Annotated in this window: 21 protein-coding genes; 10 read left to right on the top strand and 11 right to left on the bottom strand. The window is 58.8% G+C overall.

What is annotated here, in order from left to right:
- Nucleotides 1–26: 26 nt before the first annotated feature.
- Nucleotides 27–1,109 carry a WD40 repeat domain-containing protein gene (locus tag CO583_RS03985; RefSeq protein WP_043560946.1) on the bottom strand — a complete coding sequence of 361 codons (1,083 nt, stop codon included), beginning with the start codon at nt 1,107–1,109 and terminating at the stop codon, nt 27–29.
- Nucleotides 1,106–2,188: a GTP-binding protein gene (locus CO583_RS03990; RefSeq protein WP_103765826.1), complete on the bottom strand. Its 1,083-nt coding sequence runs from the start codon at nt 2,186–2,188 to the stop codon at nt 1,106–1,108. Before CO583_RS03990 ends, CO583_RS03985 begins: the two co-directional genes overlap by 4 nt.
- Before the next feature lie 231 nt (nt 2,189–2,419).
- Between CO583_RS03990 and CO583_RS03995 the strand changes: the two genes are divergently transcribed.
- From CO583_RS03995 to CO583_RS04005, 3 genes are all read left to right on the top strand, one after another.
- Nucleotides 2,420–3,409, top strand: a complete 990-nt coding sequence (locus tag CO583_RS03995; RefSeq protein ID WP_081562594.1) for an aldo/keto reductase — start codon at nt 2,420–2,422, stop codon at nt 3,407–3,409.
- A 251-nt stretch (nt 3,410–3,660) separates the two neighbouring features.
- Nucleotides 3,661–5,301, top strand: a complete 1,641-nt coding sequence (locus tag CO583_RS04000) for a Hint domain-containing protein (RefSeq protein WP_248630341.1) — start codon at nt 3,661–3,663, stop codon at nt 5,299–5,301.
- A 160-nt stretch (nt 5,302–5,461) separates the two neighbouring features.
- A complete protein-coding gene (locus CO583_RS04005) occupies nt 5,462–7,204 on the top strand; it encodes a Hint domain-containing protein (protein WP_249103176.1) in 1,743 nt (580 codons plus the stop codon).
- A gap of 77 nt (nt 7,205–7,281) precedes the next feature.
- On the opposite strand, the gene CO583_RS04010 is transcribed toward CO583_RS04005, so the two are convergent.
- A complete protein-coding gene (locus tag CO583_RS04010) occupies nt 7,282–8,004 on the bottom strand; it encodes a hypothetical protein (protein ID WP_249103178.1) in 723 nt (240 codons plus the stop codon).
- A 106-nt stretch (nt 8,005–8,110) separates the two neighbouring features.
- Nucleotides 8,111–8,752 carry a hypothetical protein gene (locus tag CO583_RS04015; protein WP_192848620.1) on the bottom strand — a complete coding sequence of 214 codons (642 nt, stop codon included), beginning with the start codon at nt 8,750–8,752 and terminating at the stop codon, nt 8,111–8,113.
- 286 nt (nt 8,753–9,038) lie between these two features.
- Between CO583_RS04015 and CO583_RS04020 the strand changes: the two genes are divergently transcribed.
- Nucleotides 9,039–9,989, top strand: a complete 951-nt coding sequence (locus CO583_RS04020; RefSeq protein ID WP_081847765.1) for a DUF2272 domain-containing protein — start codon at nt 9,039–9,041, stop codon at nt 9,987–9,989.
- Between the two features lie 7 nt (nt 9,990–9,996).
- On the opposite strand, the gene CO583_RS04025 is transcribed toward CO583_RS04020, so the two are convergent.
- On the bottom strand, nt 9,997–10,368 hold the full coding sequence (locus CO583_RS04025) for a rhodanese-like domain-containing protein (RefSeq protein ID WP_043560957.1): 372 nt from the start codon (nt 10,366–10,368) through the stop codon (nt 9,997–9,999).
- 277 nt (nt 10,369–10,645) lie between these two features.
- On the opposite strand from CO583_RS04025, the gene CO583_RS04030 reads away from it, so the two are divergent.
- On the top strand, nt 10,646–11,668 hold the full coding sequence (locus tag CO583_RS04030; protein WP_249103179.1) for a cysteine synthase A: 1,023 nt from the start codon (nt 10,646–10,648) through the stop codon (nt 11,666–11,668).
- Nucleotides 11,669–11,688: 20 nt separating this feature from the next.
- Here the strand turns inward: CO583_RS04030 and CO583_RS04035 are convergent, their stop codons facing one another.
- Nucleotides 11,689–13,017 carry an RsmB/NOP family class I SAM-dependent RNA methyltransferase gene (locus CO583_RS04035; protein WP_248630336.1) on the bottom strand — a complete coding sequence of 443 codons (1,329 nt, stop codon included), beginning with the start codon at nt 13,015–13,017 and terminating at the stop codon, nt 11,689–11,691.
- Between the two features lie 94 nt (nt 13,018–13,111).
- On the opposite strand from CO583_RS04035, the gene CO583_RS04040 reads away from it, so the two are divergent.
- From CO583_RS04040 to CO583_RS04055, 4 genes are all read left to right on the top strand, one after another.
- Nucleotides 13,112–13,789, top strand: a complete 678-nt coding sequence (locus CO583_RS04040; RefSeq protein ID WP_154980978.1) for a YggS family pyridoxal phosphate-dependent enzyme — start codon at nt 13,112–13,114, stop codon at nt 13,787–13,789.
- A 169-nt stretch (nt 13,790–13,958) separates the two neighbouring features.
- Nucleotides 13,959–15,929, top strand: a complete 1,971-nt coding sequence (locus tag CO583_RS04045) for a potassium transporter Kup (protein WP_043560963.1) — start codon at nt 13,959–13,961, stop codon at nt 15,927–15,929.
- A gap of 2 nt (nt 15,930–15,931) precedes the next feature.
- Nucleotides 15,932–17,101 (top strand): radical SAM family heme chaperone HemW, encoded by a 1,170-nt coding sequence (hemW, locus tag CO583_RS04050; protein WP_248630335.1) that lies wholly within the window; start codon nt 15,932–15,934, stop codon nt 17,099–17,101.
- A gap of 76 nt (nt 17,102–17,177) precedes the next feature.
- On the top strand, nt 17,178–17,630 hold the full coding sequence (locus CO583_RS04055; protein ID WP_043561650.1) for a DUF1489 family protein: 453 nt from the start codon (nt 17,178–17,180) through the stop codon (nt 17,628–17,630).
- Between the two features lie 3 nt (nt 17,631–17,633).
- Here CO583_RS04055 and CO583_RS04060 read toward each other — a convergent pair whose 3' ends face one another.
- Nucleotides 17,634–18,311: a 4-hydroxythreonine-4-phosphate dehydrogenase gene (locus CO583_RS04060; protein WP_232317267.1), complete on the bottom strand. Its 678-nt coding sequence runs from the start codon at nt 18,309–18,311 to the stop codon at nt 17,634–17,636.
- Between the two features lie 138 nt (nt 18,312–18,449).
- Here CO583_RS04060 and pdxH point away from each other — a divergent pair, with 138 nt between their 5' ends.
- Entirely contained in the window at nt 18,450–19,106 is a 657-nt protein-coding gene (gene pdxH, locus CO583_RS04065; RefSeq protein WP_052349169.1) for a pyridoxamine 5'-phosphate oxidase, read from the top strand.
- A 72-nt stretch (nt 19,107–19,178) separates the two neighbouring features.
- On the opposite strand, the gene CO583_RS04070 is transcribed toward pdxH, so the two are convergent.
- From CO583_RS04070 to truB, 4 genes are all read right to left on the bottom strand, one after another.
- A complete protein-coding gene (locus CO583_RS04070; protein WP_043560968.1) occupies nt 19,179–20,606 on the bottom strand; it encodes a nitronate monooxygenase family protein in 1,428 nt (475 codons plus the stop codon).
- Between the two features lie 75 nt (nt 20,607–20,681).
- Nucleotides 20,682–22,832: a polyribonucleotide nucleotidyltransferase gene (gene pnp, locus CO583_RS04075; protein WP_081562601.1), complete on the bottom strand. Its 2,151-nt coding sequence runs from the start codon at nt 22,830–22,832 to the stop codon at nt 20,682–20,684.
- Nucleotides 22,833–23,028: 196 nt separating this feature from the next.
- Nucleotides 23,029–23,298 carry a 30S ribosomal protein S15 gene (gene rpsO / locus CO583_RS04080; RefSeq protein WP_043560974.1) on the bottom strand — a complete coding sequence of 90 codons (270 nt, stop codon included), beginning with the start codon at nt 23,296–23,298 and terminating at the stop codon, nt 23,029–23,031.
- Nucleotides 23,282–24,256, bottom strand: coding sequence for a tRNA pseudouridine(55) synthase TruB (gene truB, locus CO583_RS04085; RefSeq protein WP_043560977.1), 975 nt, complete (start codon nt 24,254–24,256; stop codon nt 23,282–23,284). The genes rpsO and truB overlap by 17 nt, the downstream gene beginning before the upstream one ends.
- Nucleotide 24,257: the final 1 nt, after the last annotated feature.

Consider the following 24,257-nt stretch of genomic DNA (forward strand, 5'->3'; position numbering starts at 1 on the left):
CTGGAGGCAGACCATCCCTGAGGACATCAGCCCTGAGCGGACAAGTCCACAACCCCGACATAGCCTTCTTCGGTCCCGAAGATGACGGCTCCCCCCTGCGGGGTGAAGGCGATGGCATTCACAGCACCACGGGCGGCACCACCGCTGCGCTGGCCATTGCAGAGTGGCAGGATGCGGCCCTCTCCTGCGGCAGCCTCGTCAGCATGATTGGGCACTTCCGCCAGAAGGACCGTGCCATCCTCAAACCCGATAGCCAGAATGTCATCCGTGGGATGGGCACAGACGCAGGTCACGAACAGCCCCGGCAGGCGGGCCAGCTCCATGGGGGGCTTGCCCATCGGGCCACCCCCGAAGAACGGCCACAGCACGGCGGCATCCGCCCCTGATGTGGCCAGCCAGCGACCCTTGCGGGTGAAGCTCATGGACCCGATCTTGCGGGGATAGCCACTCATGCGCATGTTGTGCCCGTCAGACAGACGCCAGCCATGCAGCTCATTCTCCTGCATGCTCGTCACCAGTGCCTCGCCGCCCGGATGGATGCACAGCCCGGTATGGCTGCCCTTCCATTCCAGAGAACGGACATTGGCGTCCTTCGCCTGCACGAACCACATGGACACGCCATTATAATGCGAGGCAGCCAGCCTCTTGCCTTTGGCATCGAAGGCAAGACCGCTCAGGGCCGAAGGATGCTCCAGCACCTTCAGGGGTTCATCCGCGCCGTGGGCGTAGAGATGAACCTCCTTCCTGCTGGCGCAGGCCCAGTGGGTAGGCGTACTGGCCAGACAGTCCACCCAGCCACGGCCCTCATGACGGTCTGTCATGGTGCCATCGGCCCGTGTTTCCACGACACGGCCATCTTCCCCGCCACTGAGGAAGCTGTCCTTCCCGCAACCCTGCGCAAGGGACACCGCCCCGTCATGCACAGACAGGCACTGCCAGTCTTCGGAAGCCCGCAGGCCGTCCCGGGAGATGAGGATGAGCTCTCCATCCATCGTCAGGGCGGCAAAGGTCCGGCCATCACGGCTGGCCTGCACGCCGGTGATCGGAGCCTCAAACTGACGCTCGGCCCCACGGGTCTGCAACAGGGTCCTGCTCTGCGGCGCACTCATACGGCCACACACCCTTCAAAGCCACGCTGAAGCTGGGCACAGTCCAGCTTGCGGCCAATGAACACGATGCGGGACTGTTTCGTCTCTCCCGCCCTGAACGGCCCGATATAGTCGCCATCCGCCATCATGTGCACGGCCTGGAAGGCAAAACGCTCGTCCTTGCCCCTGAAATGCAGGATGCCCTTTGCCCGCAGGATGTCCGGTCCCTGCTCCTGCAGGACAAGGCCGATCCAGGCGTGGAAACGTTCCTCATCCAGCGGTTCCGTGACGGTGAAGGAATGGCTCGTCACATCCTCGCTATGGGCGTGATGATGCCCGCCCGGCCCGTGGGCGGCCTCATGATGGTGGTCGTGGTCATGACAATGGCAATGGTCGTGATCGTGATCGTGATCGTGATCGTGATGATGGTGGTCATGCCCGTCCTCCTCAAGGAAGTCCGGCATGGTGGACAGGGCACGCCTGAGGTCGAACCCGCCACGGTTGAGGATGTCATCCAGAGCCACCTTGCCCCGCTCGGCCCGATGAATCCGCACGACGGAATTGATGGCCCGCAGCTTCTGCTCCACCCCGGCCAGTGCGGCCTCATCCAGAAGGTCACATTTGTTCAGGATGATGACATCGGCAAAAGCCACCTGATTGACGGCTTCCGGGCTTTCCTTGAGGGTCTGGAGCACGTTGTAGGCGTCCACGACCGTCACGACGGCATCCAGCTCGGCTTTTTCACGGATGCCCTCATCCACGAAGAAGGTCTGCGCCACGGGGGCCGGATCGGCCAGGCCGGTAGTCTCGACGATGATGCCATCAAATTTGCCACGGCGGCGCAGCAGACGACTGAGAATCCGGATGAGATCGCCCCGCACCGTGCAGCAGATGCAGCCATTGTTCATCTCGAAGATTTCTTCGTCAGCATCGACCACCAGATCATTGTCGATGCCCAGCTCCCCGAACTCATTGACCACCACGGCGTAATTCCGCCCGTGATCGGCTGTCAGGATGTGGTTGAGCAGCGTGGTCTTGCCCGCTCCCAGAAAGCCGGTAAGAACCGTGACGGGGATTTTTCTGGTCTGTGAATCAGCCATGATGTCTGTCCTTGTTCTCCTTGAGAGTTGAGCTGAGCATACTCTTCTCCCGTCTCAAAACCAAAAAGAAGAACAGGTGGTTGCATAACCCGCCGCCCCTATCCCAATATGGGCGGAGAGGCCGGAAGGGCCTTGCCCGCCCCCGCATGATGAGGGGCCGCCCTCCAGGTCCGGGCCGAGGCACGATTCATTCCGCATCCTCCGCCCTCATTTTCTGATGGAGACAACCCCATGAATGAAAACACCATTCTCATTCCCGGTTTTGACAGACCCGTATCACGCGTTGCCCTTGGCACATGGGCCATTGGCGGCTGGATGTGGGGCGGCCCTGATGACGACAATGCCGTCCGTACCATCCACCGTGCCCTTGATGAAGGCGTGGACCTGATCGACACCGCTCCGGTCTATGGCTTTGGTCATTCCGAGGAAGTCGTGGGCCGTGCTCTGGCAGAAAAACCCCACAGGGCCCGCATCGCCACCAAGCTCGCACTGGACTGGAACGACGATCACCAGCCGTTCCGCAATTCCAGCCCTGCCCGCATCCGCAAGGAAGTGGAAGACTCCCTGCGCCGCCTGCGTGTCGAGACCATCGACCTCGAGCAGGTTCACTGGCCGGACCCCAACACGCCGATCGACGAGACGGCCCGTGAGCTCCAGAAGCTCCACAAGGAGGGGAAAATCCGTGCCCTTGGCGTAAGCAACTACTCCCCGGAGCAGATGGACATCTTCCGTGAAGTGGCCCCGTTGGCCAGTGTCCAGTCCCCCTACAATCTCTTTGAACGTGAGATTGAAAAGGACGTGCTGCCCTATGCGAAGACGCACAAGCTCGTCACGCTGGCCTATGGCCCGCTCTGCCGTGGCCTGCTGACCGGCAAGATGACAGCGGACAAGACCTTCCCGGAAAGTGATCTGCGGTCTGGCGACCCCAAGTTCCAGAAAGAGCACTTCAAGGACTATCTGGCTGCTGTGGACGAGCTGAAGACGATTGCGGACCGCCACGGCAAGTCCCTCATGGTGCTGGCCATCCGCTGGGTGCTGGACCAGGGACCGACCATTGCCCTGTGGGGTGCCCGCAAGCCGGAACAGATTGATGGTGTTGCGGATGTCTTCGGCTGGCAGCTGACCGATCAGGACAGGAAGGATATTGACGCCATTCTGGAACGTCATGTCCCCACACCCATCTCTCCTGCCTTCATGGCCCCACCAGCCCGGAAGTCATGAGAAAAAACTTCACATTAAATTGAAGCAGTGTGGCGAAGAAGTGGCATGGCTTTCTGGCCACTTCTTCTGCTGCTTTTGGACCAGAACATGACATGGGCCAACATACGGAAAAACATGAAGTCCTTCTTTTTGAAGTTAACTTTATATTAGTTTTTATACAACTTTAATGCCATTTTTTGTTAAGAAAATTATAAGATGAACGACCTATATCCTTTCCGGAGAGCAAGCCTTACCTCCGAAGGATACAGACGTTGGCTGGTAACCCGAAACCTGTTGTCGCTACCGGGACCTACCTGGTGGATATCGCCTCCCTGACAGTTGACCCGAGAACGAAACGGGCCACCATCTCCAATCCCAAATACAACGTGGAAGCCACTTTCACGACCCATACCCCGACCGGTCGCAATGACAAGAAGGTCCAGGATTTCACCTTCCAGGATCCGCAAACGAAAAAACAGCTTACCGGCAGTTATGATTACTCATGGGGCAACAAGTCGGTAAACGGCTTCATCATCGGCAATGGGTCGGGGGGCTATTACATCATCACCTCCGCCGTGCCTGGCAGCTCCTCATCCACCATTGATGGTGCCACCCTGCTTGACCCCTCGGAGGCACGTTACACTTACATCAACGATTCCTCCAGAAACTGGGCCAATGGCAACTTCTTCGACCTCGACCTGAATGGTCAGCATTATTACTTCCATCAGGACAATGATGGTACAGCCACTGATGGTGCTCTGAACGAACAGTTTACCTTCAATACATGCTTTCTGGCTGGCAGCCTGATCGAAACGCCAGACGGCCCCCGCAAGGTGGAAGAGCTCAAGACTGGTGATGTCATTCTCACCCACAACCCCATCAGCGGGCAGACCCTGCCGCAACGTCTCACATGGGCAGGCAGAAGTCGGCTGCGGATAACATCCTCCCCCCATATGGATATGGCCGGCTACCCTGTACGGATCAGAAAAGACGCCCTGGCGGATGGCGTACCCTCCGAAGACCTTCTGGTTACGGCGGAGCACTGCCTGTTTCTTGATGACCGCTTTGTCCCTGCCCGCATGCTGGTCAATGGCCGGTCCATCCATTTCGAGATGACAGACAGAATCCGGCAGATGGCCTGCGACATTTTCCACATTGAGACGGAAATGCACAGCGTCATCTTCGCCAATGATGTGATGACGGAAAGCTATCTGGATACGGGCAACCGTTACCAGTTCGTGGGGTCCAGCCATGACAGTCATACAGGCAATGTCATCACCCATGACTTCTCTACACGGAAACGGTCATGGCACCGTGATGCCGCTGCTCCCCTGTGCACGGCCCGGGAATTCGTGGCGCCCCTTCATCAGGGATTCCTCCAGCGTGCAGAAGAGCTGAGTTTCCCCATCCAGCACCCCTACAAGGCTGAGGCCCTTTGCGAGGATCCAGCCTTCCACCTGGTCACGGACCGGGGAGAGGTCCTGCATGAGAAGCGGACATCCGCAGGGTACCGGCTCTTTTCCATTCCCCTCGGAACAACCCATGTCACGCTGGTCTCCAGAACAGGCCGCCCCTGTGACACTCACGGCCCCTTTGTTGATGACCGGCGCACACTAGGGGTACTGGTCGGAGAAATTCTCCACTTCCAGGCTGCCCATTCCACCAGCATCGACACACACCTGACGACCGATCAGCTGGATGGCTGGTGCGGGCTGGAAAACCCCTCCATGCGCTGGACGCAGGGGGCTGCAAGACTCCCTCTCCCCAGTCAGCCGGAATACAATGATGGTGTGGAGACGGGGCTGCTGGCCATACAGATCATGGCGGCAGGCCCCTATCCCCTGTCTGCCAACAACTCTCTGGAAGATGGAGCTGACATGACGACACAGCCCGGTCTCGTCAGGGCTGTATAACGAAGGAAAACTGGGGGCGTCTGATACTGGTTCCCACGAAACACCAAGAGAACATGAGTAGCAAAGGAACCTTCCTTCCGCTCTTGTGCACCTGAAATGCGCTACCTGCCCGATCAGAAAATACGATTTACCAGAAAAAAGAATGTACATTTATTGATATTTGGTTAATTTTACTCAAAAGATAATTGAATTTGCACTTAAAATATTATTATATGGTAAAGGAAAGGTTGGCTCTTTTGGAGAATCATGCATGCCCGGCAATCCGCAGCCTGTCGTTGCACTTGGAACATATAGAGTAAATATTGCATCCCTATCTGTTGACGCAAATGGAAATGGCTACATAACATCCCAGTTGTTTGGTGTTGATGCCACTTTTACAACACACACTCCTACCCGGGCATCCGACCAGAAGGTACAGGACTTTGTAATAAAGGATCCGAATACGGGAAGTGTCATTACATCTGGTGGTTATGATTTCTCTTGGGGAAATAAGGCTGTAAATGGTTTTATCATTGGTAATGGCAGTGGTGGGTATTACGTTATCACGTCTGATGTTCCGGGCAGCTCATCTTCCAGTATTGATGGACGCTCCCTGATCGACCCAACACAAGCGCAGTATTCATACAGTTTTAATTTTCGACTTCCTTGGTCTATCGGGAACAATTTTACTCTTTGGTTAAATGGAGTTCCTTACACCTTCAAGCAGGACGATAACGGTACAGCAACAGATGGCTCACTTGGCCAGAAATTTACATTTGATACATGCTTTCTTTCTGGAACCATGATTGAAACCCTCTCAGGGCCGAAAAAGATAGAAAATTTGACCAGAAATGACGTTGTAATTACTTTCAATCCTGAATCGGGACGAAATGAGCCTCTTCCCCAGCATGTTGTCTTCTGCCAACAGAGCAGGGTCCGTATAGACTCATCTCTCCCCTTGGACATGGCCGGCTATCCGGTCCGTATCAAAAAAAATGCACTGGCAGACAATGTACCTTCCGAGGATCTTCTGGTTACAGCGGAGCACTGCCTGCTTCTGGAGAAACATTTTATTCCAGTCCGTATCATGGTGAACGGACGATCAATATATTATGATACAAGCATGCACGATACAGCCGAAAAGAGCGGACCATTCTCTTATTATGACATATTTCATATAGAAACATCAACACACAGCATCATTTCTGCAAATAATGTTCTTACGGAAAGTTATCTCAATACAGGAAACCGTTTCCAGTTTCAGCGAGATAATGGAGACACAAACGTCATAGAATATGATTTTACTTCAAAAAATCTATCATGGGAGAAAGATGCTGCAGCGCCATTATGCACAGCAGAAGATTTTGTAGCTCCTATCCATCAAAAGCTGCTTGAACGTGCAAAACAGCTTCTGTTTCCAGTTCAGCACGCCTACAAAACTGAAACCGTGTCCCACAATCCTGCCTTGCAACTACTCACGGAACAGGGGCATGTTCTTCAAGAAAAACGATCTTCAAACAACTATAAAGTGTTTCACATACCTGCCGGGGTCAAAAAAGTAGTCATCCTCTCAAAAACAGGAAGACCTTATGACGTCCATGGTCCTGTCGTGGATGACAGGCGCGAGCTTGGCGTTTTGGTAGGAGAAATACTTTATTTCCATGGAATAGATTGCATAAATATCGATAGACACCTGACACATGAAGATATGGAAGGCTGGTTCGATTTGGAAAATTCTAAAATGAGGTGGACTAAAGGAGTAGCTACCCTTGATCTACCCCATACCAGTCAACACTCTGTAACAGAAGCTGGACTGCTGGCCATCGAAATCATTTCCGCTGGGCCTTATCCGGCTGATGCAGAACATCCGCTGACGACCTATCAAAACGAACTGAAATACAAACCCGTCAAAAAAGCGGGATAAATCAATGGATAACGGAGAGCCTGTTCCAACACCGCATTGGATCAATGCTCTCCGTTTCCTGCCATATATGCCAACCTTTACTGGCCGGATGGAGCAACGGCAGTTGGTGTCAGGGCCATGCCCGGAATACCAAGGGCCTGTTTCTCTGCCGGGGTCATGATCCAGCTGTCCTGCTGTGTATCCGGGGAGCCTTCACCATGGAACTCCCGGATCCTCTTCTTTGATTTCTTGTGCGTGTGCTTACGCACATACTGATGCTTCTTGCGGACAATCCGGCTCAGGTCTTTTTCAACATGCACGGCCGTCACGTCATTATCCGCATCAACCGTAATCCTGTTCCACATGAACATGGCTGGTGCCACATCATGCTGTGAGGGCTTCCCCTGCTGGGCAGCTGCCTCGTCATTGACATAAAAATGAGGCCGTGTGGCGAGAAGCCAGCTGCCAGCCGGAAGGTTGGCAAACACCAGCTGACAGGCATCATTGCGGGCAGCATGCCGTACCAGGGCAAGGGCCTTGCTGTTGCCAATTTTCTCCCTGAACCCCGCCTGTGCCATGTCGATGCGGAGATAATCACGGAAATACGGGGCGTCCGGCATCAGCACGACATCCACATCAGCAACCCTGCAGGAAAGCTGTGGATGGAGGTTATCGTGGCCAGAAATCTGCACGGCCAAAGTCCTGTTACCTGGCTGTCCAGCCCAGGCCAGCTGCTTGGCCTTGAAATTTCCATCATAGCCGGAGCATCCGCTCAACAGTCCCATGATCCCGGCAAATCCCGCCAGAGTATACAGTCTCATTTTTCCAAAAACCATTATCCGGAATGACCCTTCTTCCAGTGACGTCAAATCTCTATGGCGCAGCCATACCGTCTGCATGATAGACGGCAAAAGATACGGAATGCCATCATTTTGCCTCGACCACCTGTCGCATCTCCTGGTCGGAGAGTCCCAGCCCCTTCATTTCTTCCTCTGTCGGATGCCACGTACTGACATCCGCAGCCGCTCCAAAATGTCGGGCCTTGAACAGGCCGATATCATTTCGCCTGTTGCCATCCTGAACAACCTGTCGTGCAATGACCCCCATGTCATCCTGCACGACAATACCTCCCCACAACAGGTTGAAGCCGGAAATATTGCTGCGCAGCTCCATCCCGCTTACCCAGTGCGTCTGCGGTTGCGCCAGATAATGCTGGATGTTGCCAAAAAACACCCATTTTCCAGCAGGAACATTCCTGAACACAAATGTGCACATGGCCTGCCGGGGAGCCTTGCGCAACAGGGCCTTCGCCTTCCGGGTAATGTCACCCTTAAAATGATAGGGGGACTGCAGTACCCGTATCCAGTCCCGATAGTACGGTGTATCCGGTAAGAGGAACGAGTTTTCCACCAGATTGGCACAATAATACTGCTTTTGCCCAAAAATGGCGGACGCCCGTACGATCACGGTTGCATGTCCGGTCCGGGCCGCCCAAGCATGATCCTCATCCTTATACGGTATCTTGACCGTATCACAGCCACCAAGCACCATCAGGGACACGCAACACATGAATGTACCTGGAATGGAGTATCGTCTCATACCCTGCAGCCCCCAGTCTTATTCTGAACGAATACGACCAGTTACTCAAAATGCATTACAAATGCCATAGTTGTGACATAAAATAACGCCCTGCCCCTGAAACCATATTACCCCGTCCCGGTAAGTCGACAGACCACCATCCTTTCTCCTGCCGCTTTAGCAAAATACGTTCCCAATCCCATGAAAACATTCTAATCTGGGCCTCTTCCGGGCATGGAAAATGCTCACAGGCGCAGCAGGCAAGCGTAAGGTCATCATGAAGGCAGTTCGTCACTCTGAAAGCAATCAGGCGACCCATTGGGATGTCGCCCGCAGGGCCTTGGCTGGCTGGGGGGCACTCTGCGGTCTGGCCCTGCTTGCCGCATGTAGCAGCAGCCAGCATTCTCCTGCTCTCACCCCCATGACGCAATATGCCAATGGGCAGACTGGCCCGCTTGGATACGACACACATGTCCCGGCTTTTGCCAGCGAAAATTTTGCCCCCTTCAACCGTCAGGATGTCGCCGCCATCGCCCTGCGGGAATGGCGGATGTTCGGAAGTCCGGTTGCCGATGCGGACCCGCATGACAGGCCAGAGCCCACAAGCCCCGCCCTCAAGCCGGAGCGTCTGCCCGGCCTGTGGCAGCGCATTGGTGAATATTGGTGGATCGGCCAGGCCCCGGAAGAAAATGAGGCCCGCTGGACAGGCCGTACCGATGGCAATGGCACCCTGTTCTCCTTCCAGCGGGACGGCAACTACGCTTGGTCCGCCGCCTTCATCTCCTACGTCATGCGCATTGGCGGCGCCAATATCCGCTTCCCCTACTCCCCGAACCACGCCACCTACATCAATGCCGCAGCCTCCGGCAATAATCCGGGTATTTCAGCACAGAATCCCGCCAATTATGCCCCACGGTTGGGGGACATACTCTGCGTGGGCCGTGGACGGAGCCGCAGCATCACATATGCCATGCTGCCGACCTCCTACGGCTTCCCGGCCCATTGCGGCATCGTGGTGGCCACGGGCCAGAATGCCCCGCCTTTCGGCAAGGAAATCAGCATCGTGGGAGGCAATGTGGATGATGCCGTCTCGCTGACCCACGTTCCAACGGACAGCACCGGCCATGTCAGCACACCAGACGGGCGAAGCTACGACAGCCGTTACCCGTGGTGTGCCATCCTGACCCCCCGCTACGATGCCGACATGGACCCGAACAGCGGGCAGTAAAACGATCCTACTTCACAGGCAGGCCGCTGGCCTTCCACCCCGTGCCGGGGCCATGCCTGTCTTCGAAGCCATCAGCAACGTTCGTCAGCGTCCTGTACCCGGCCTGGGCAGCCAGTGCGGCAGCCTTCTGCGACCGCATGCCTGAACGGCAGATGAAAAAGATCGGCGTGGCCTTGTCCGGCACGGCCTCTTCCAGTCCGTGGAGGAACTCGGCCTCACTGCCTGCCCCCCATGTCAACGCCACAACCTTCCGGCCCAGAGCTCCCAGCTCTGGCAGACCCACCTGCGCCCATTCCTCCGGTGTACGGACATCCACCAGCACGGCCCGTGCATCAGCCTGAAGACGGTCCCAGCTTTCCTTCGCAGTACAATGTTCCATGTCAGCCTCCTTTTACGCAGGCGCCCCGTCCCGGCCATGTTTCGCTCCCCCAACAGACGGGCGAACATTCACGACCCGGAACCGTACAGCCAGACCTGCACTCATCATACAACCTGATGTTGTTCCGCTCTCCCCAGAGTTCAATGGCGGGGAGAGTATTATAACCATCTTAAATAGTTATAATGATTCTTCCACACCATTTTACGTAGAACATAATGATGATACCCTCTCTGCCATCATGACCTCGCCCCACACCATCCACCGGAACAAAGCACATATGTCACATCTGTCATCCCATCCTCACGCCTTGCCCTGCCCCTCTCTGGTGGAAGCCATTGGCAATACCCCGCTCATCCGCCTGCATCATGCTTCCGAGATCACGGGCTGCACCATCTATGGCAAGGCGGAATTCATGAATCCCGGCGGGTCCGTCAAGGACAGGGCGGCCCTTTCCATCATTCAGGACGGTTTTGCCCGTGGTGCCCTCAGCAAGGGCGGCACGATCGTGGAAGGCACGGCAGGCAACACGGGCATCGGCATCACGCTCGTGGCCCATGCACTGGGCTGCAAGGCCGTCATCGTCGTGCCGGAAACCCAGAGCCGGGAAAAGCTGGACTTCCTCCGCATGATCGGAGCGGACCTGCGCCTCGTGCCCGCCAGGCCGTACCGGGACCCCGGCAATTACGTGCATGTCTCCCGCCGTCTGGCCGAAGAAACCGGGGCCTTCTGGGCCAACCAGTTCGACAACACGGCCAACCGGGACGCCCACCGCACGACCACGGCCCCGGAAATCTGGTCCCAGCTGGACGGAAAGGTCGACGCCTTCACCTGCTCCTGCGGGTCCGGCGGTACACTGGCAGGAATCGCCTTCGGCCTGCGGGAGCTGGCCCAGCGGGATGGCCGGAAATCTCCCGAAATCGTCCTGGCCGACCCGGAGGGCTCCGGCCTGTATGGCTGGGTGACCACCAATGACCTCAGCATCACCGGCAGTTCCATCACCGAAGGGATCGGCCAGTCCCGTGTGACGGCCAATCTGGAAGGCTGTGCGCCCGATCACGCCGAACGCATCCCCGATGCCGAAGCTCTGGAACAGATCTACCAGCTCACCATGAAAGAAGGTCTCTCCGTGGGCGGGTCATCAGGCATCAACATTGCTGCGGCCATCCGCACGGCCCGCCGTCTCGGGCCGGGGCATACCATCGTCACCATCCTCAGCGATGGCGGGGCACGATACCAGTCCAAGCTCTTCAACCCGGACTTCCTCCGCAGCAAGAACCTGCCCACCCCGCCCTGGATGTGACATCCCGGGCTGGTCCGCTCCTAACGGCGGATCAGCCGGGCGGCAAAGAAGCCATCCATGCCCCCCTGTGCCACGTTCATGCCCGGATGGGTACGGAAGTACCCTTCCTCCGTGCGGGCACGGGGAAGAGCCGCCAGCTCATCCTCCGTAAAAGGAGACAGCTTCCACCGGCCATCTTCCAGAGCGTGAGCGATACGCTGCGGACCTTCCTCATCCTGAAGGGAACAGACGGCATAGAGCAGCATCCCGCCCGGCTTCAGCATGTCATAGGCGGCATCAATGAAACGGTCCTGCCCCGCTGCCAGCGTGGTGATGTCCCGGGGGCGTTTGATCCACAAGACATCCGGGTGACGCCGCAGCGTCCCCGTGGCCGAGCAGGGCGCATCCAGCAGCACGGCATCCAGCGGCTCGGAAGGACGCCAGCGAAGGGCATCCCCCACAATGACCTCGGCCTTCAGCTGGAGGCGGGCCAGATTCTCCTTCAGCCTCTGGGCACGGGGCTTCTCACGCTCCACGGCCATCACCTCGGCACCCGCACAGAGCAGCTGGGCCGTCTTGCCCCCCGGTGCGGCGCACAGGTCGGCCACCCGCTTCCCCCGCATGTCGCCCATCAGCCGGACCGGCATGGCCGCCGCCATGTCCTGCGCCCAGAACTGCCCTTCCGCAAAGCCCGGCAGGTCTGCCATTTTCGTGCCCGCCGGGTAGCGGACCGTCCCCGTCGGCAGGGGCTCGCCCCCTTCCGGGGCCTCATAACCAGGCTTCACGGTCAGGTCCAGCGGCGCTTCCTGATAGAAACCCTGCGTGATGGACCGTGCCCGCCGCCCCCAGGAACTCCAGAGCCAGTGCGGCACATCCAGCCGGGCATCATCCAGCCCCTCCTTCAGCGTTTCAGCCTCCCGCACCACACGGCGCAGGACGGCATTGGCCAGACCGGCAAAAGGCGACAGGCCACGCCGGTGCAGGAGGTCCACGATCGTGCCCACGGCCGCATGAGGGGGTGTCTGAAGATGGATGATCTGCGCCACACCCAGCAGCAGGGCACAGCGGACCGGCTCCGGCGGCTGGCGGCGGAGGAGCGGCTGGAGCAGCTCCGTCATGCTGCCCAGATGGCGGAGCGTGGCCGCCGCCAGACGGTGGGCCGCCGCACGGTCCCGCCCCTCGCAGCTGCTGCGCTCCAGCGTGGTTTCCAGCATCCGGCGATGTTCCACCACACCGCAGATGATGTCGAAGGCCAGATCCCTCACCGGGTCTTCATGGCGGGAAATGGAGGCAGGGCGGGCAGCAGGCCGCCGCCCCCGGCCACCCTTGGGGTGTGAACGGGCTGGACGGGGAGAAGAAGCATTTGTCATGCGCCCGTTTTCAGGAGTCAGCGGCAGGAAAGTCAAGATGGTTTTTACACGCCCCCTTGACCCTCCCCGCCAAAGGGGCTGCAATCCATCAATCATGACAGACCATACCATCGCCCATGCCCTAGAAGGCATCCAGACCCGCATCAGCGCCGCCTGCCAGAGGGCTGCCCGCCCGGCGGAGGCGGTCAGCCTCGTGGCCGTCAGCAAGTTCCATCCGCAAAGTGCGGTACAGCAGGCCCTTGAAGCTGGACAGCGCATTTTCGGGGAGAACCGCGTGCAGGAGGCCGCCGCCAAATTTCCTGCCCTGCGGGAAAAATGGCCGGACCTCCGCCTGCATCTCATAGGCACGCTCCAGAGCAACAAGGCAACCGAGGCCTGCGCCCTTGCCGACGTGATCGAAAGTCTGGACCGCCCCTCCCTCAGCACGGCGCTGGAAAAGGCGTCCCAGAAAACGGGCCGCCTGCCTGAGCTGTTCGTGCAGGTGAACATTGGTGATGAACCGCAGAAATCCGGCATCGCCACCTCGGAGGCGGACCGGTTCATCGAGGATGCCCTGCGCCGTTTTGGCCAGCATGTGAAAGGTCTCATGGCCATCCCGCCCGCCAACGAAGACCCGCGCCCCTTCTTCCACAGGCTGGCGGAGATGAACCGCCGCCATGGCCTTCCCGCTCTCTCCATGGGCATGTCGGCCGACTTTGAGACCGCCATCGCCGAGGGGGCAACACTTGTCCGTGTCGGCACGGCCATCTTTGGAGACCGCCCCGCCCCGTAATATCGGCATGACAGAGATGACAGTTTTTTCGGGCTGTCTCTTGCATTCCCCATAAAAAAACTGTCATGAAGCCAGAATCATTACAGCCTGTGCTTCCTTCCGTGGGGGCACTTCTGCCTGTCTTCCTGCGGGGGATGGGTGTCTATCAGTCATACAGGATGGTTTCACCATGTCTGAACAGGATAGCGTGTCCCTCAAGGAATCTTCTTCTGACGCCCGGTATCCCAGCTCTGTTGGTACGCCAACGGCAGCACCGCCGCCGCCGGAGCCCGGCGGGCACAGCCACCCCAAGGGCATTGGCGCCATGCTGGCCGCTCTGGGTGTCGTATATGGCGACATCGGGACCAGCCCGCTCTACGCCCTGCAATCCTCCATCCGCAATGTCGGGTCGGAAACCCACCCCGCCCATGCGTGGGAAGTCATCGGGCTGACCAGCCTCACCTTCTGGGCCCTGATGCTGGTTGTGACCATCAAATACGTCATTCTCATCATGCGGGCCGACCATAACAAGGAGGGGGGCATCATCGCCCTCATGGCTCTGGCGCAGCGTGTCTGCAAATCCAACTATTTCCGCTGGGTCTTCGGGCTGATCGGCATTGCCGGGGCCTGTCTGTTCTTCGGGGATGGTATCATCACACCAGCCATCTCCGTCCTCTCCGCCGTGGAAGGGGTGGAGGTCTCGGTGCCGGAGGCTTCAGCCTTCATCATCCCGGCGGCCATCATCATCCTGCTGGGGCTGTTTGCCGCCCAGGCTCTGGGCACTGGCAAGATAGGCCGGGCTTTCGGGCCCATCATGCTGGTATGGTTCTTCACCATCGCCATACTGGGGGCAAGAGGGATCATGCTGCATCCGGGTGTGCTGCTGGCCCTGTCCCCGCTGGAGGCCATCCGCTTCATCGTCACGCATGGCAAGCTGTCCTTCATTGCGCTGGGATCGGTCGTGCTGTCCGTCACCGGGGCGGAGGCCCTCTATGCCGACATGGGCCATTTCGGGCGCACACCCATCCGCTTTGCATGGCTTTTCCTTGTGCTGCCTGCCCTGACGCTGAACTATTTCGGGCAGGCTGCCTCCATCATCCACAACCCGACCACGTTGGCCAATCCTTTCTACTATCTGGCCCCGCACTGGATGCAGATACCCATGCTGCTGCTGGCGACCATGGCCACCATCATTGCCAGCCAAGCGGGCATCTCTGGCAGTTTCTCCCTCTGCCGCCAGCTCATCCAGCTTGGTTACCTGCCCCGCACACGCATCATCCACACCAACCCGCATGAGGAAGCGCAGATCTACCTGCCGTCCCTCAACTGGCTGCTGGCCTTCGGGTCCGTCGTGCTGGTCATCGCCTTCCGCTCTTCTGCGGCCCTGGCTTCTGCCTACGGCATCGCCGTGACAGGAACCTTCCTCTGCACCTGTGTGCTGGCCATGGTGGTCTTCCGCCGTGTCTTCCAGTGGAAGAGCTATGCCGTGGGGACCGTGTTCGGCTTCTTCTTCATCATGGATGCCGTCTTCTTCTCCTCCAACGTGATGAAGATTCCGGATGGAGGGTGGGTCCCGCTCAGCATCGCCGTTGGCAGCACACTCATCATGACCACATGGCAACGTGGCCGCCAGCTCATCCGCAACACGAAAAAACGTGATGCCGTGCCGATGGGCTCCTTCATCACCCGGCTGACCCAGTCCCGCACCATCCGTGTGCCCGGTCTGGCCGTCTTCCTGACCTCGGACCCGGAAATGGTGCCGGATGCCCTGCTCTACAACCTGCGGCACAACAAGGTCCTGCACCAGACAGTCCTGTTCGTCACCGTGCAGACGCTCGACCAGCCGGAAGCGGACCCCGACCAGCGCATGACTGTCAAGGAACTGGCACCAGGCATCCGCCGGGTCATCATCCGTTACGGCTTCATGGAGATGCCCAACCTGCCCCTGACACTGGCTGGCATGACAGAAATGGATTTCGACCCCATTCAGGCGTCCTATTTCACCTCGCATGACCTCGTCTTCCGCTCCAAGGTGCCGAAGATGTCACTCTGGCGGATGTGGGTGTTCCTCTATCTCCTCAACAATGCCACGTCGATTTCCGAGTTCTTCCGGATTCCGCCGGAGCGTGTCATGGAGTTCGGGGTACGGGTCGCGATCTGATCGTGGCCCACCAGCCCCTTCCGCTTTCGCTCTACATCCACTGGCCTTTCTGCCTTGCCAAATGCCCGTACTGTGATTTCAACTCCCATGTGCGGGAGACCATCCCTCAGGAGCGTTTCGCCAACGCCCTGAGGACCGAGCTGGAGCATGAAGCCACACGGCTGATTCAGGACGCCCCCCGGCAGCTTGTCTCGATCTTTTTCGGAGGGGGAACGCCCTCCCTCATGCAGCCGGAGACGGTCCATCATCTGATCGAGGATGCCCGCCGCCTCTTCCCCAGCGTGAATGACCTCGAAATCACTCTGGAGGCCAACCCCACCAGTGTGGAGGCCGACAGGTTCCGTGCCTTTGCAGAGGCAGGCGTCAACCGTCTTTCCCTCGGCGTGCAGAGCCTTGATGAGACCGACCTGGCCGCTCTGGGGCGGCAACATTCGGCACGACAGGCCATTGCGGCCCTGGAGCTGGGGCGCAGCATTTTCCCCCGCCTCTCCTTTGACCTGATCTATGCCCGCCCCGGCCAGACGGAAGAAAAATGGCGTGCGGAACTTCGTCAGGCCCTGGCTCTGGCCGCAGACCACCTCTCACTCTACCAGCTGACGATCGAACCCGGCACGAAATTCGAGGCCCAGCACAGGCGGGGCAACCTCGTCCTGCCTGAGGATGATCTGGCGGCGTCCCTCTACATGATGACCCGTGACGAAGCCGCCCGTTTCGGCCTGCGTGACTATGAAATCTCCAACTATGCCATCCCCGGTGCCGAAAGCCGCCACAACCTCACCTACTGGCATTATGACGACTATCTGGGCATTGGCCCCGGTGCCCACAGCCGCCTGACCTTCAGGGGCCAGCTCCACGCCACACGCCGCCATCGTGCCCCGGAACCCTGGGCAGAGCGTGTGGAAACACATGGGCATGGCACAAGGGACGATGAAACACTCTCACCGGACATGAAGGCTCATGAAGCCCTGCTCATGGGGCTGCGCCTGCGGGAAGGCATCAATGCGGCCCATTTCAGCAGACGGACCGGCCTGCCGCTGCGAGACTGCCTCGACCCCGTCATTCTGGAGGCCTGTCTTGAGGAAGGCTATCTGGAACAGGATGCCCAGACCCTCCGGGCCACGGATGAAGGCCGTCTCCGGCTGGAAGCCCTGCTTGGCCAGCTTGTTCTCTGAACGCCACCTTTGAAAAGAACAGACTGCACCCCATCTACAGGGGCAGCCTTCCATCATCCACAGCGTGATGCCCGCCATGTCTGCACAGAAAGCCCCCACCCTCCACATGATAAAGCTGATCGTAGGCTGCACCTCCCCCGAGATGCTGCGGGACTGGGTGGCGGTGGAACGCCACAAGGGGACAGCCTACGTGCGCACCCGCACCATGCCCAAACGGGCTGAGGAAATCGTGCAGGGTGGCGGGTCCATCTACCGGGTCATCAACGGTCTCATCATGTGCCGGCAGCCCATCATCGGATTTGACAGCTACACCCGGGATGACGGCCATCCCGGCACGCTGATCCTCGTCTCGGACGAGGTCATACCGACCCAGCCACGGCCCATGCGGCCTTTTCAGGGCTGGCGGTACTTCAAACCGGAAGATGCTCCACCCGATCTTGGTCAGGGGGCCGCTGATCTCCCCGATGACGGGATCAGTTCCCTGCCGGCCTCCCTCCGCAACCAGCTGTCCGAGCTGGGCCTTCTGTAACGGTCAGGAACAGCAGGCCATCACGGCCCGGAGCTGATCTTCCAGACCACTGCTTTCGGCGGGAAATGTCCCTTCCAGAGCCGATGTCCCCACGGTGAACCCCGCCGCCCCGGCTTGCCGGACCGTCCTGATCTGTTCCGGCGTGCTGATGGACCCTGCCACAATCACGGGTTTCTTTACAGCTGCACAGCTGGCCCGGATGACCTCCGGGACATTCCCGTCATTCCGGTACGCCAGCAGGTCCAGCCCCGTCACGGCGGGATGGGCTGCCCATTCCACCGCATTGCGGGCTATTTCCTCCGGTGAGCCTTTCAGCACGCTTGGATGCCCCACAACATGCCCTGCAAACGGGTAGTAAGCTACGTCATGCCCTGCCAGAAGAGGCAACACATCCGGCACATGCGTGCCTCCCATCAGGCAGTCCACCCCCAGGGACAGCCCGGCCTTGACGGAATCCAGCTCCCGCTCCCGGTCCGGTGACACGATTTCCAGGTATGAAGTCGCTCCAGCAGAACGGATCCTGTCCGCCAGTATCCGCAACTGCTCCACGGGCAGACCAATATCCTTGAAGCCAACATGCCGGATGCCCAGCCGCAGGGCGATGTCCACAGCCTCCAGAGCATTGTCCACCGTGCGGTCATCACGGGTCAGCATAAAAATGAACCGGAGCGCTTCCATCATCCCTCGTCCCTGACTGTCCTGATCCTCTCTCCCTCATATGGGATGCACATCATACCCAGCCAAGCCCCTATGGACATTCCCCCCCAGCCCCTCCCATGATGGTGGGCCAACATGGCTACAGTGACAGGACACGCCACCATGAACGATACGCCCCACAAGACCCCCGATGACTCCATTGAGGCAGCCTTTCAGGATGATGAGCAGACCATCACCGGAGAAGACCCTTTCCTGCTTTTTCATGAATGGCTGACGCTGGCCGGCACGAAGGAACCCAATGACCCCAACGCAATGGCTCTGGCGACGGTTGATGAACATGGCCTGCCCGATGCACGCATGGTGCTGCTGAAAGGCGTTGATGAGACAGGTTTCATCTTCTACACGAACAGCGAATCTGCCAAAGGACGGGAACTGGAAGGCAACATGCAGGCGGCCCTGCTCTTCCACTGGAAGAGCCTGCGCCGACAGGTCCGCATCCGGGGCCGGGTCTCACGTCTTCCTGCCGTAGATGCGGACGCCTATTTCGACTCCCGCCCCCGGGCGAGCCGCATCGGCGCCTGGGCCAGCCAGCAGTCCCGCCCCATCGCCAGCCGCAAAGCCCTCTGGAAGGCCGTGACAAAAGAAACGGCCCGTTTCGCCATCGGGCCCATCCCCCGGCCACCATACTGGAATGGCTATCACGTCACCCCGGCCTCCATGGAGTTCTGGATGGACAAGCCATTCCGCCTCCATGACCGGGTACTCTTCACCCGTACACAGGATGGCCAGCACTGGACAACACAGCGTCTTTTTCCGTGAGAGCAGGCACAAAAAAAGGTGCGGGCCCAAAAACCCGCACCTTCCCATGGTCCATGACTGGCAGAGGCTGTTTTACCGCCCTGTCATGATGCGATCGACCAGCTCCTTGACGGTCGGAATATGCCCGTTGGCGTAGAACGGGTCTGTGGCAAAGCGCCACGCATTCGTTCCACCGAAGACCAGATTGTGGTCCACGATCTTTTTCTGCTCCTCTGGCGAGACATCCTGCAAATGGGAGATCGTCTGAAGGGTCTTCTGAATACAGAAAGAACGGGGATCCGCCCGCTGGCCTGTGCTGAAGGTCGGGCCCTTCTGGCTCCAGTTGGAGAAACGGCACTGGGAAAGGCACCCCATGCAGGCCGCCTGATCAGCCAGAACCTGCCGGGCCGTCTCCAGCGTCTCGAATACCACAGTATCATCCGGCGTCCGCATGGGCTGGGTATACCCGGCGGCCTTCCAGCGATTCACCTTCTCGGCATCATCAGCCCGGACAAAAACCTCCCGTCCTCGCCCGCCCAGACAGATGGGCGTATCAAACTCGGCCTCTGCTGCCGCACGGAAAGCAATCTGTCGCTCGGACCGCTCATACAGCTCCCGCAGGAAACCATTTTTCACGGCCGATGAATAAAAACCCGTCGGAGAGAAACGGTTCAGATAGACATCACCCTCCTTCAGCGTCAGCAGCAGCTGCTTCCACGCATCCGGGACAGGGCTTTCCTGCGTCAACAAGGGGCGGGTACCGAACTGGAAGGCAATCAGCCCGATCTCGGGGTTGTCCAGCCAGTCACTCCACTCTTCCAGATGCCAGACACCACCAGCCATGATGATGGGCACATGCTGAAGGCCAAAACCATTCATGACCTTCCGCAGGGCTGCCACACGGTGGTAGGGCTCCTCCGGTTTCAGAGGGTTTTCCGTATTCGAGAGGCCATTATGACCGCCGGCCCGCCAGGGGTCCTCATAGACAACACCGCCCAGCAGCTCGGAAAAACGCACATAGGAGCGCTTCCAGAGCGCACTGAATGCACGGCCGGATGAGACGATCGGGTAGTAATGTATCCCGAACTGCGCCGCAATTTCAGCCAGCCGGTAGGGCATCCCTGCGCCACAGGTCAGCCCCTGGATCAACCCGGGAGCACCTTCCAGTATCCCGGTGATGACTTCCTCGGCGGCGCCCATTTCCCACATGAAATTGGCATGAACACGGCCACGGCCACCGGAAATGTCCCGGGCTATCCGTGCCTGTGCGATACCCCCTTCTATGGCATAGCGCACCAGCTCGGCCTGCCGCTCCCGGCGTGTCCGGCCATGATAGACCTGCGGAACAGGATTGCCCTGCTCGTCATAACTGTCCGCATTGACAGCAGAGAGCGTTCCGACCCCACCTGCCGCAGCCCAATGACCCGCAGACACACCATTGGAGACAGAAACACCTTTGCCCCCTTCGACCAGGGGCAGAACCTCCTGACCACCAAAACGGACGGCATTGATCGACTTCATAGAGGCCAGATGTCCCCACTACTCAATCACAAAACTCACTCATGCAAAGGGAGCCTGGGCTCCCCTCACACATCCTTACTCCGCATCACGACGAGGGCGACCCGGCTTTGCGCCAACGCTCTCCGTAATGTCCGCACCAGTCTCCTGGTCCACGACACGCATGGAAAGCTTCACCTTGCCACGATCATCAAAACCAATGACCTTGACCTTGACGGCATCACCCTGCTTGACAACATCCGTTGTCTTGGCGACCCGCCCATCCGTCAGTTCGGAAATATGAACCAGACCATCCTTGGGGCCAAGGAAGTTCACGAACGCACCGAAGTCGGCCGTCTTGACAACCTTCCCATCGTAGATGCGTCCCATCTCCGGTTCCGCCACGATGCCCTCAATGCGGCTGATGGCCTTCTGGGCCTGCTCATCACTGGCGGCAGCAATCTTGATGACGCCGTCATCCCCGATATCAACCTTGGCGCCAGAATATTCACAAATCTCACGAATGACCTTGCCGCCCGATCCGATCACATCACGGATCTTCGCAACAGGAACGGTCATGGTCGTGATCTTCGGTGCATTGCCAGCCACGTCGGAGCGTCCCTCGGAGAGGGCCTTGCTCATTTCACCAAGAATGTGCAGACGGCCTTCACGGGCCTGCTCCAGCGCCACCTTCATGATTTCCGGCGTGATGGAAGTGATCTTGATGTCCATCTGGAGAGCGGTCACACCCTCGGACGTACCAGCAACCTTGAAGTCCATATCCCCAAGGTGATCCTCATCCCCAAGAATATCTGTCAGGACAGCATGGCCACGCTCTTCCTTGATAAGGCCCATGGCAATGCCAGCCACCGGGCGCGGCATGGGTACGCCGGCATCCATCAGGGACAGGGACGTTCCACAAACCGTAGCCATGGAGGAAGAGCCGTTGCTTTCCGTAATTTCGGAAACGACACGCAGCGTATACGGAAAATCTTCCTTGGACGGCAGGAGCGGATTGATGGCACGCCATGCCAGCTTGCCATGTCCGATCTCACGACGGCCCGGAGACCCCATGCGGCCACACTCACCAACGGAGAACGGCGGGAAGTTGTAATGCAGCATGAAGCGGGACCGGTATTCCCCCTCCAGCGCATCAATCACCTGCTCATCCTGACCTGTCCCCAAGGTGGCGACAACCAGCGCCTGCGTCTCGCCACGGGTAAAAAGGGCAGACCCATGAGAGCGGGGCAGCACACCAACCTCAGCCATGATGGGACGCACCGTCTTCGTGTCACGGCCATCGATGCGGATGCCCGTTTTCAGGATGGTGCCACGGACAACCTGTGCCTCCAGATCCTTGATCATCGGCTTGGCCAGCTCGGCATCAAAGCCTTCCTCCTCAAGGGTGGCCACGATCTTCTCGCGAGCTGCGGCGACCTTCTCCACGCGGGCCTGCTTGTGGCGTTCCTTGTAGGCCTCGGCAATCAGCTTGTTGCCCACCTTGTCCACACGCTTGCGCAGGGCGACCTCTTCCTTGGAGACCTCCGGCAGGTCCCACGGGGCACGGGCAGCCGATTCTGCGAGGTCGATGATCGCATCAATCACCGGCTGGAAAGCCGTATGACCCAGCATGACAGCCTCGAGCATCTCATCCTCGGAGAGCTCCTGCGCCTCGGACTCAACCATCAGCACACCCTCGGACGTACCGGCCACCACGAGGTCCAGCGCACTGTCCTTCACCTGGCTGAGGGTCGGATTGACAACAAACTTGCCATCAATGTGACCGATACGGGCAGCCCCAACCGGACCGAAGAAGGGAATACCGGACAGTGTCAGCGCTGCGGAACAGCCAATCAGAGCCACCAGGGCCGGATCATTTTCCATGTCATGGCTGAGGACCGTGGCAACGACCTGAACCTCGTTCCGGAAATTGTCCGGGAAAAGCGGACGGATCGGCCGGTCGATCAGACGGGAGGACAGCACCTCATGCTCGGACGGGCGGCCTTCCCGCTTGAAGAACCCGCCGGGAATCTTGCCTGCAGCGTAGGCCTTCTCCTGATAGTTCACGGTCAGCGGAAAGAAATCCTGCCCCGGCTTCACAGTCTTGGCACCAACGGCAGTACAGAGCACGACCGTATCACCATAGGTGACCACAACGGCCCCATCAGCCTGACGGGCAATCTTGCCCGTCTCAAGCACCAGCGGACGGCCGGCCCATTCAATTTCTTTGCGGAAATAATTGTCAAACATTCTGTCTTCCTCCGGAAGCAATAATCACGGCCCGACCGGTACCAGACTACAAACAGCGTTTCGGACGGCATGGCGAGGATGACGCACCAGACGCGTCATGACACCATGTGGCCTGAAACGCCGGAAAAGCGTTTTCTGGCAGCTCAACCCGGGCCCAAATCCGGGGGAGACCTCTCCCCCGGAGAAAGGTCGAAAATCAGCGGCGCAGGCCGAGACGTTCGATCAGAGTCTTGTAGCGCTCTTCGCTCTTGCGCTTCAGATAATCCAGCAGCGCACGACGGCGACCGACCAGCATCAGCAGACCACGACGGGAGTGGAAGTCCTTGTTGTGGCTCTTCATGTGCTCGGTCAGGTTCACGATGCGCTCGGTCAGCAGGGCGACCTGCACTTCCGGGGAGCCCGTATCACCTTCGGCACGACGGTATTCAGCGATAAGCTGGCTGCGACGTTCAGCTGTAATCGACATCCTGTTCTCCAAAAAACAAATGATTTTCCAACATTCTGACTGCCCGCAACCGCCCTTCGGCAACCCGGCACAGCCCGATGACATGCTCCCCGATCATGACCCGCCAGAGTGGAACAGTCTCCACCCCATCAGGCACGCCCCCCTCAAGATGGGCCAGCGTGACAGCCTGCCCACAGATCAGGGATTTTCCTTCCGCTTTCGTGACGGCCAGCGCCGGGATGTCGACCAGCGCGGTCGCCGCCTCCAGCAGAGGAACCGGAAGAACACATGCCTTGTCTCTAGTTTCGTCCGTTTTGTCCAGCCCTAACTGTTCTGCTGAACAAGCATGGGAAAGATCAAACGGCCCGCATTTTGTGCGCCGCAGAACAGAGATATGCCCCACAGTACCACAGGCCAGAGCAATATCCCGCGCAAGCGACCGCATATAAACCCCCTTGCCTGACTGGACGTCAAAAACGGCCGTATCGGCATCGGGGCGGTCCACGAGAGTAATCGAATCGATTCGAGCAGGACGGGGGGGAAGTTCCGGCGGACGCCCCGCCCGGGCCAGATCGTAAGCCCGCTGCCCACCGACACGAAGAGCCGAAAAAACTGGAGGCACCTGCATCACATCCCCGCAAAGCGAAGGCAATACGGCCCTGATATCTTCATCCGATGGCCGGACATCGGACGTTGCAAGAACATCACCCTCCCGGTCATCCGTCGTCCGGCTTTCACCAAAAGAGAGGGTAAACCGATACCGTTTGGTTGCATCCATGATGTACGGAATGGTGCTGGTTGCCTTGCCAAAGGCGATCGGCAGAACACCTGACGCCAGAGGATCCAGAGTCCCGCCGTGGCCGGCCTTGCGTCCATCAAAAAAACGCAGCAGCCGGTTGACCATCGTTGTGGAACTCGGCCCCAATGGCTTGTCCAGAATCAGCCAGCCATGAATGTCCCTGCCTCTCTTGCGTGCCATC

This window comes from Parasaccharibacter sp. TMW2.1882 (assembly GCF_023337635.1).
In the GTDB taxonomy this organism is placed as follows: Bacteria; Pseudomonadota; Alphaproteobacteria; order Acetobacterales; family Acetobacteraceae; genus Bombella; species Bombella apis.

Coding starts and splice junctions, on each gene's coding strand:
- CO583_RS03985 (WP_043560946.1), bottom strand. CDS start 1,109: ATGAGTGCGCCGCAGAGCAGGACCCTGTTGCAGACCCGTGGGGCCGAG.
- CO583_RS04040 (WP_154980978.1), top strand. CDS start 13,112: ATGACAGACCATACCATCGCCCATGCCCTAGAAGGCATCCAGACCCGC.
- pnp (WP_081562601.1), bottom strand. CDS start 22,832: ATGTTTGACAATTATTTCCGCAAAGAAATTGAATGGGCCGGCCGTCCG.
- CO583_RS04070 (WP_043560968.1), bottom strand. CDS start 20,606: ATGAAGTCGATCAATGCCGTCCGTTTTGGTGGTCAGGAGGTTCTGCCC.
- truB (WP_043560977.1), bottom strand. CDS start 24,256: ATGGCACGCAAGAGAGGCAGGGACATTCATGGCTGGCTGATTCTGGAC.
- CO583_RS04060 (WP_232317267.1), bottom strand. CDS start 18,311: ATGATGGAAGCGCTCCGGTTCATTTTTATGCTGACCCGTGATGACCGC.
- CO583_RS04045 (WP_043560963.1), top strand. CDS start 13,959: ATGTCTGAACAGGATAGCGTGTCCCTCAAGGAATCTTCTTCTGACGCC.
- CO583_RS04020 (WP_081847765.1), top strand. CDS start 9,039: ATGAAGGCAGTTCGTCACTCTGAAAGCAATCAGGCGACCCATTGGGAT.
- CO583_RS04010 (WP_249103178.1), bottom strand. CDS start 8,004: ATGAGACTGTATACTCTGGCGGGATTTGCCGGGATCATGGGACTGTTG.
- rpsO (WP_043560974.1), bottom strand. CDS start 23,298: ATGTCGATTACAGCTGAACGTCGCAGCCAGCTTATCGCTGAATACCGT.
- CO583_RS04030 (WP_249103179.1), top strand. CDS start 10,646: ATGTCACATCTGTCATCCCATCCTCACGCCTTGCCCTGCCCCTCTCTG.
- CO583_RS04035 (WP_248630336.1), bottom strand. CDS start 13,017: ATGACAAATGCTTCTTCTCCCCGTCCAGCCCGTTCACACCCCAAGGGT.
- CO583_RS03990 (WP_103765826.1), bottom strand. CDS start 2,188: ATGGCTGATTCACAGACCAGAAAAATCCCCGTCACGGTTCTTACCGGC.
- CO583_RS04055 (WP_043561650.1), top strand. CDS start 17,178: ATGTCTGCACAGAAAGCCCCCACCCTCCACATGATAAAGCTGATCGTA.
- CO583_RS04025 (WP_043560957.1), bottom strand. CDS start 10,368: ATGGAACATTGTACTGCGAAGGAAAGCTGGGACCGTCTTCAGGCTGAT.
- pdxH (WP_052349169.1), top strand. CDS start 18,450: ATGAACGATACGCCCCACAAGACCCCCGATGACTCCATTGAGGCAGCC.
- CO583_RS04015 (WP_192848620.1), bottom strand. CDS start 8,752: ATGTGTTGCGTGTCCCTGATGGTGCTTGGTGGCTGTGATACGGTCAAG.
- CO583_RS03995 (WP_081562594.1), top strand. CDS start 2,420: ATGAATGAAAACACCATTCTCATTCCCGGTTTTGACAGACCCGTATCA.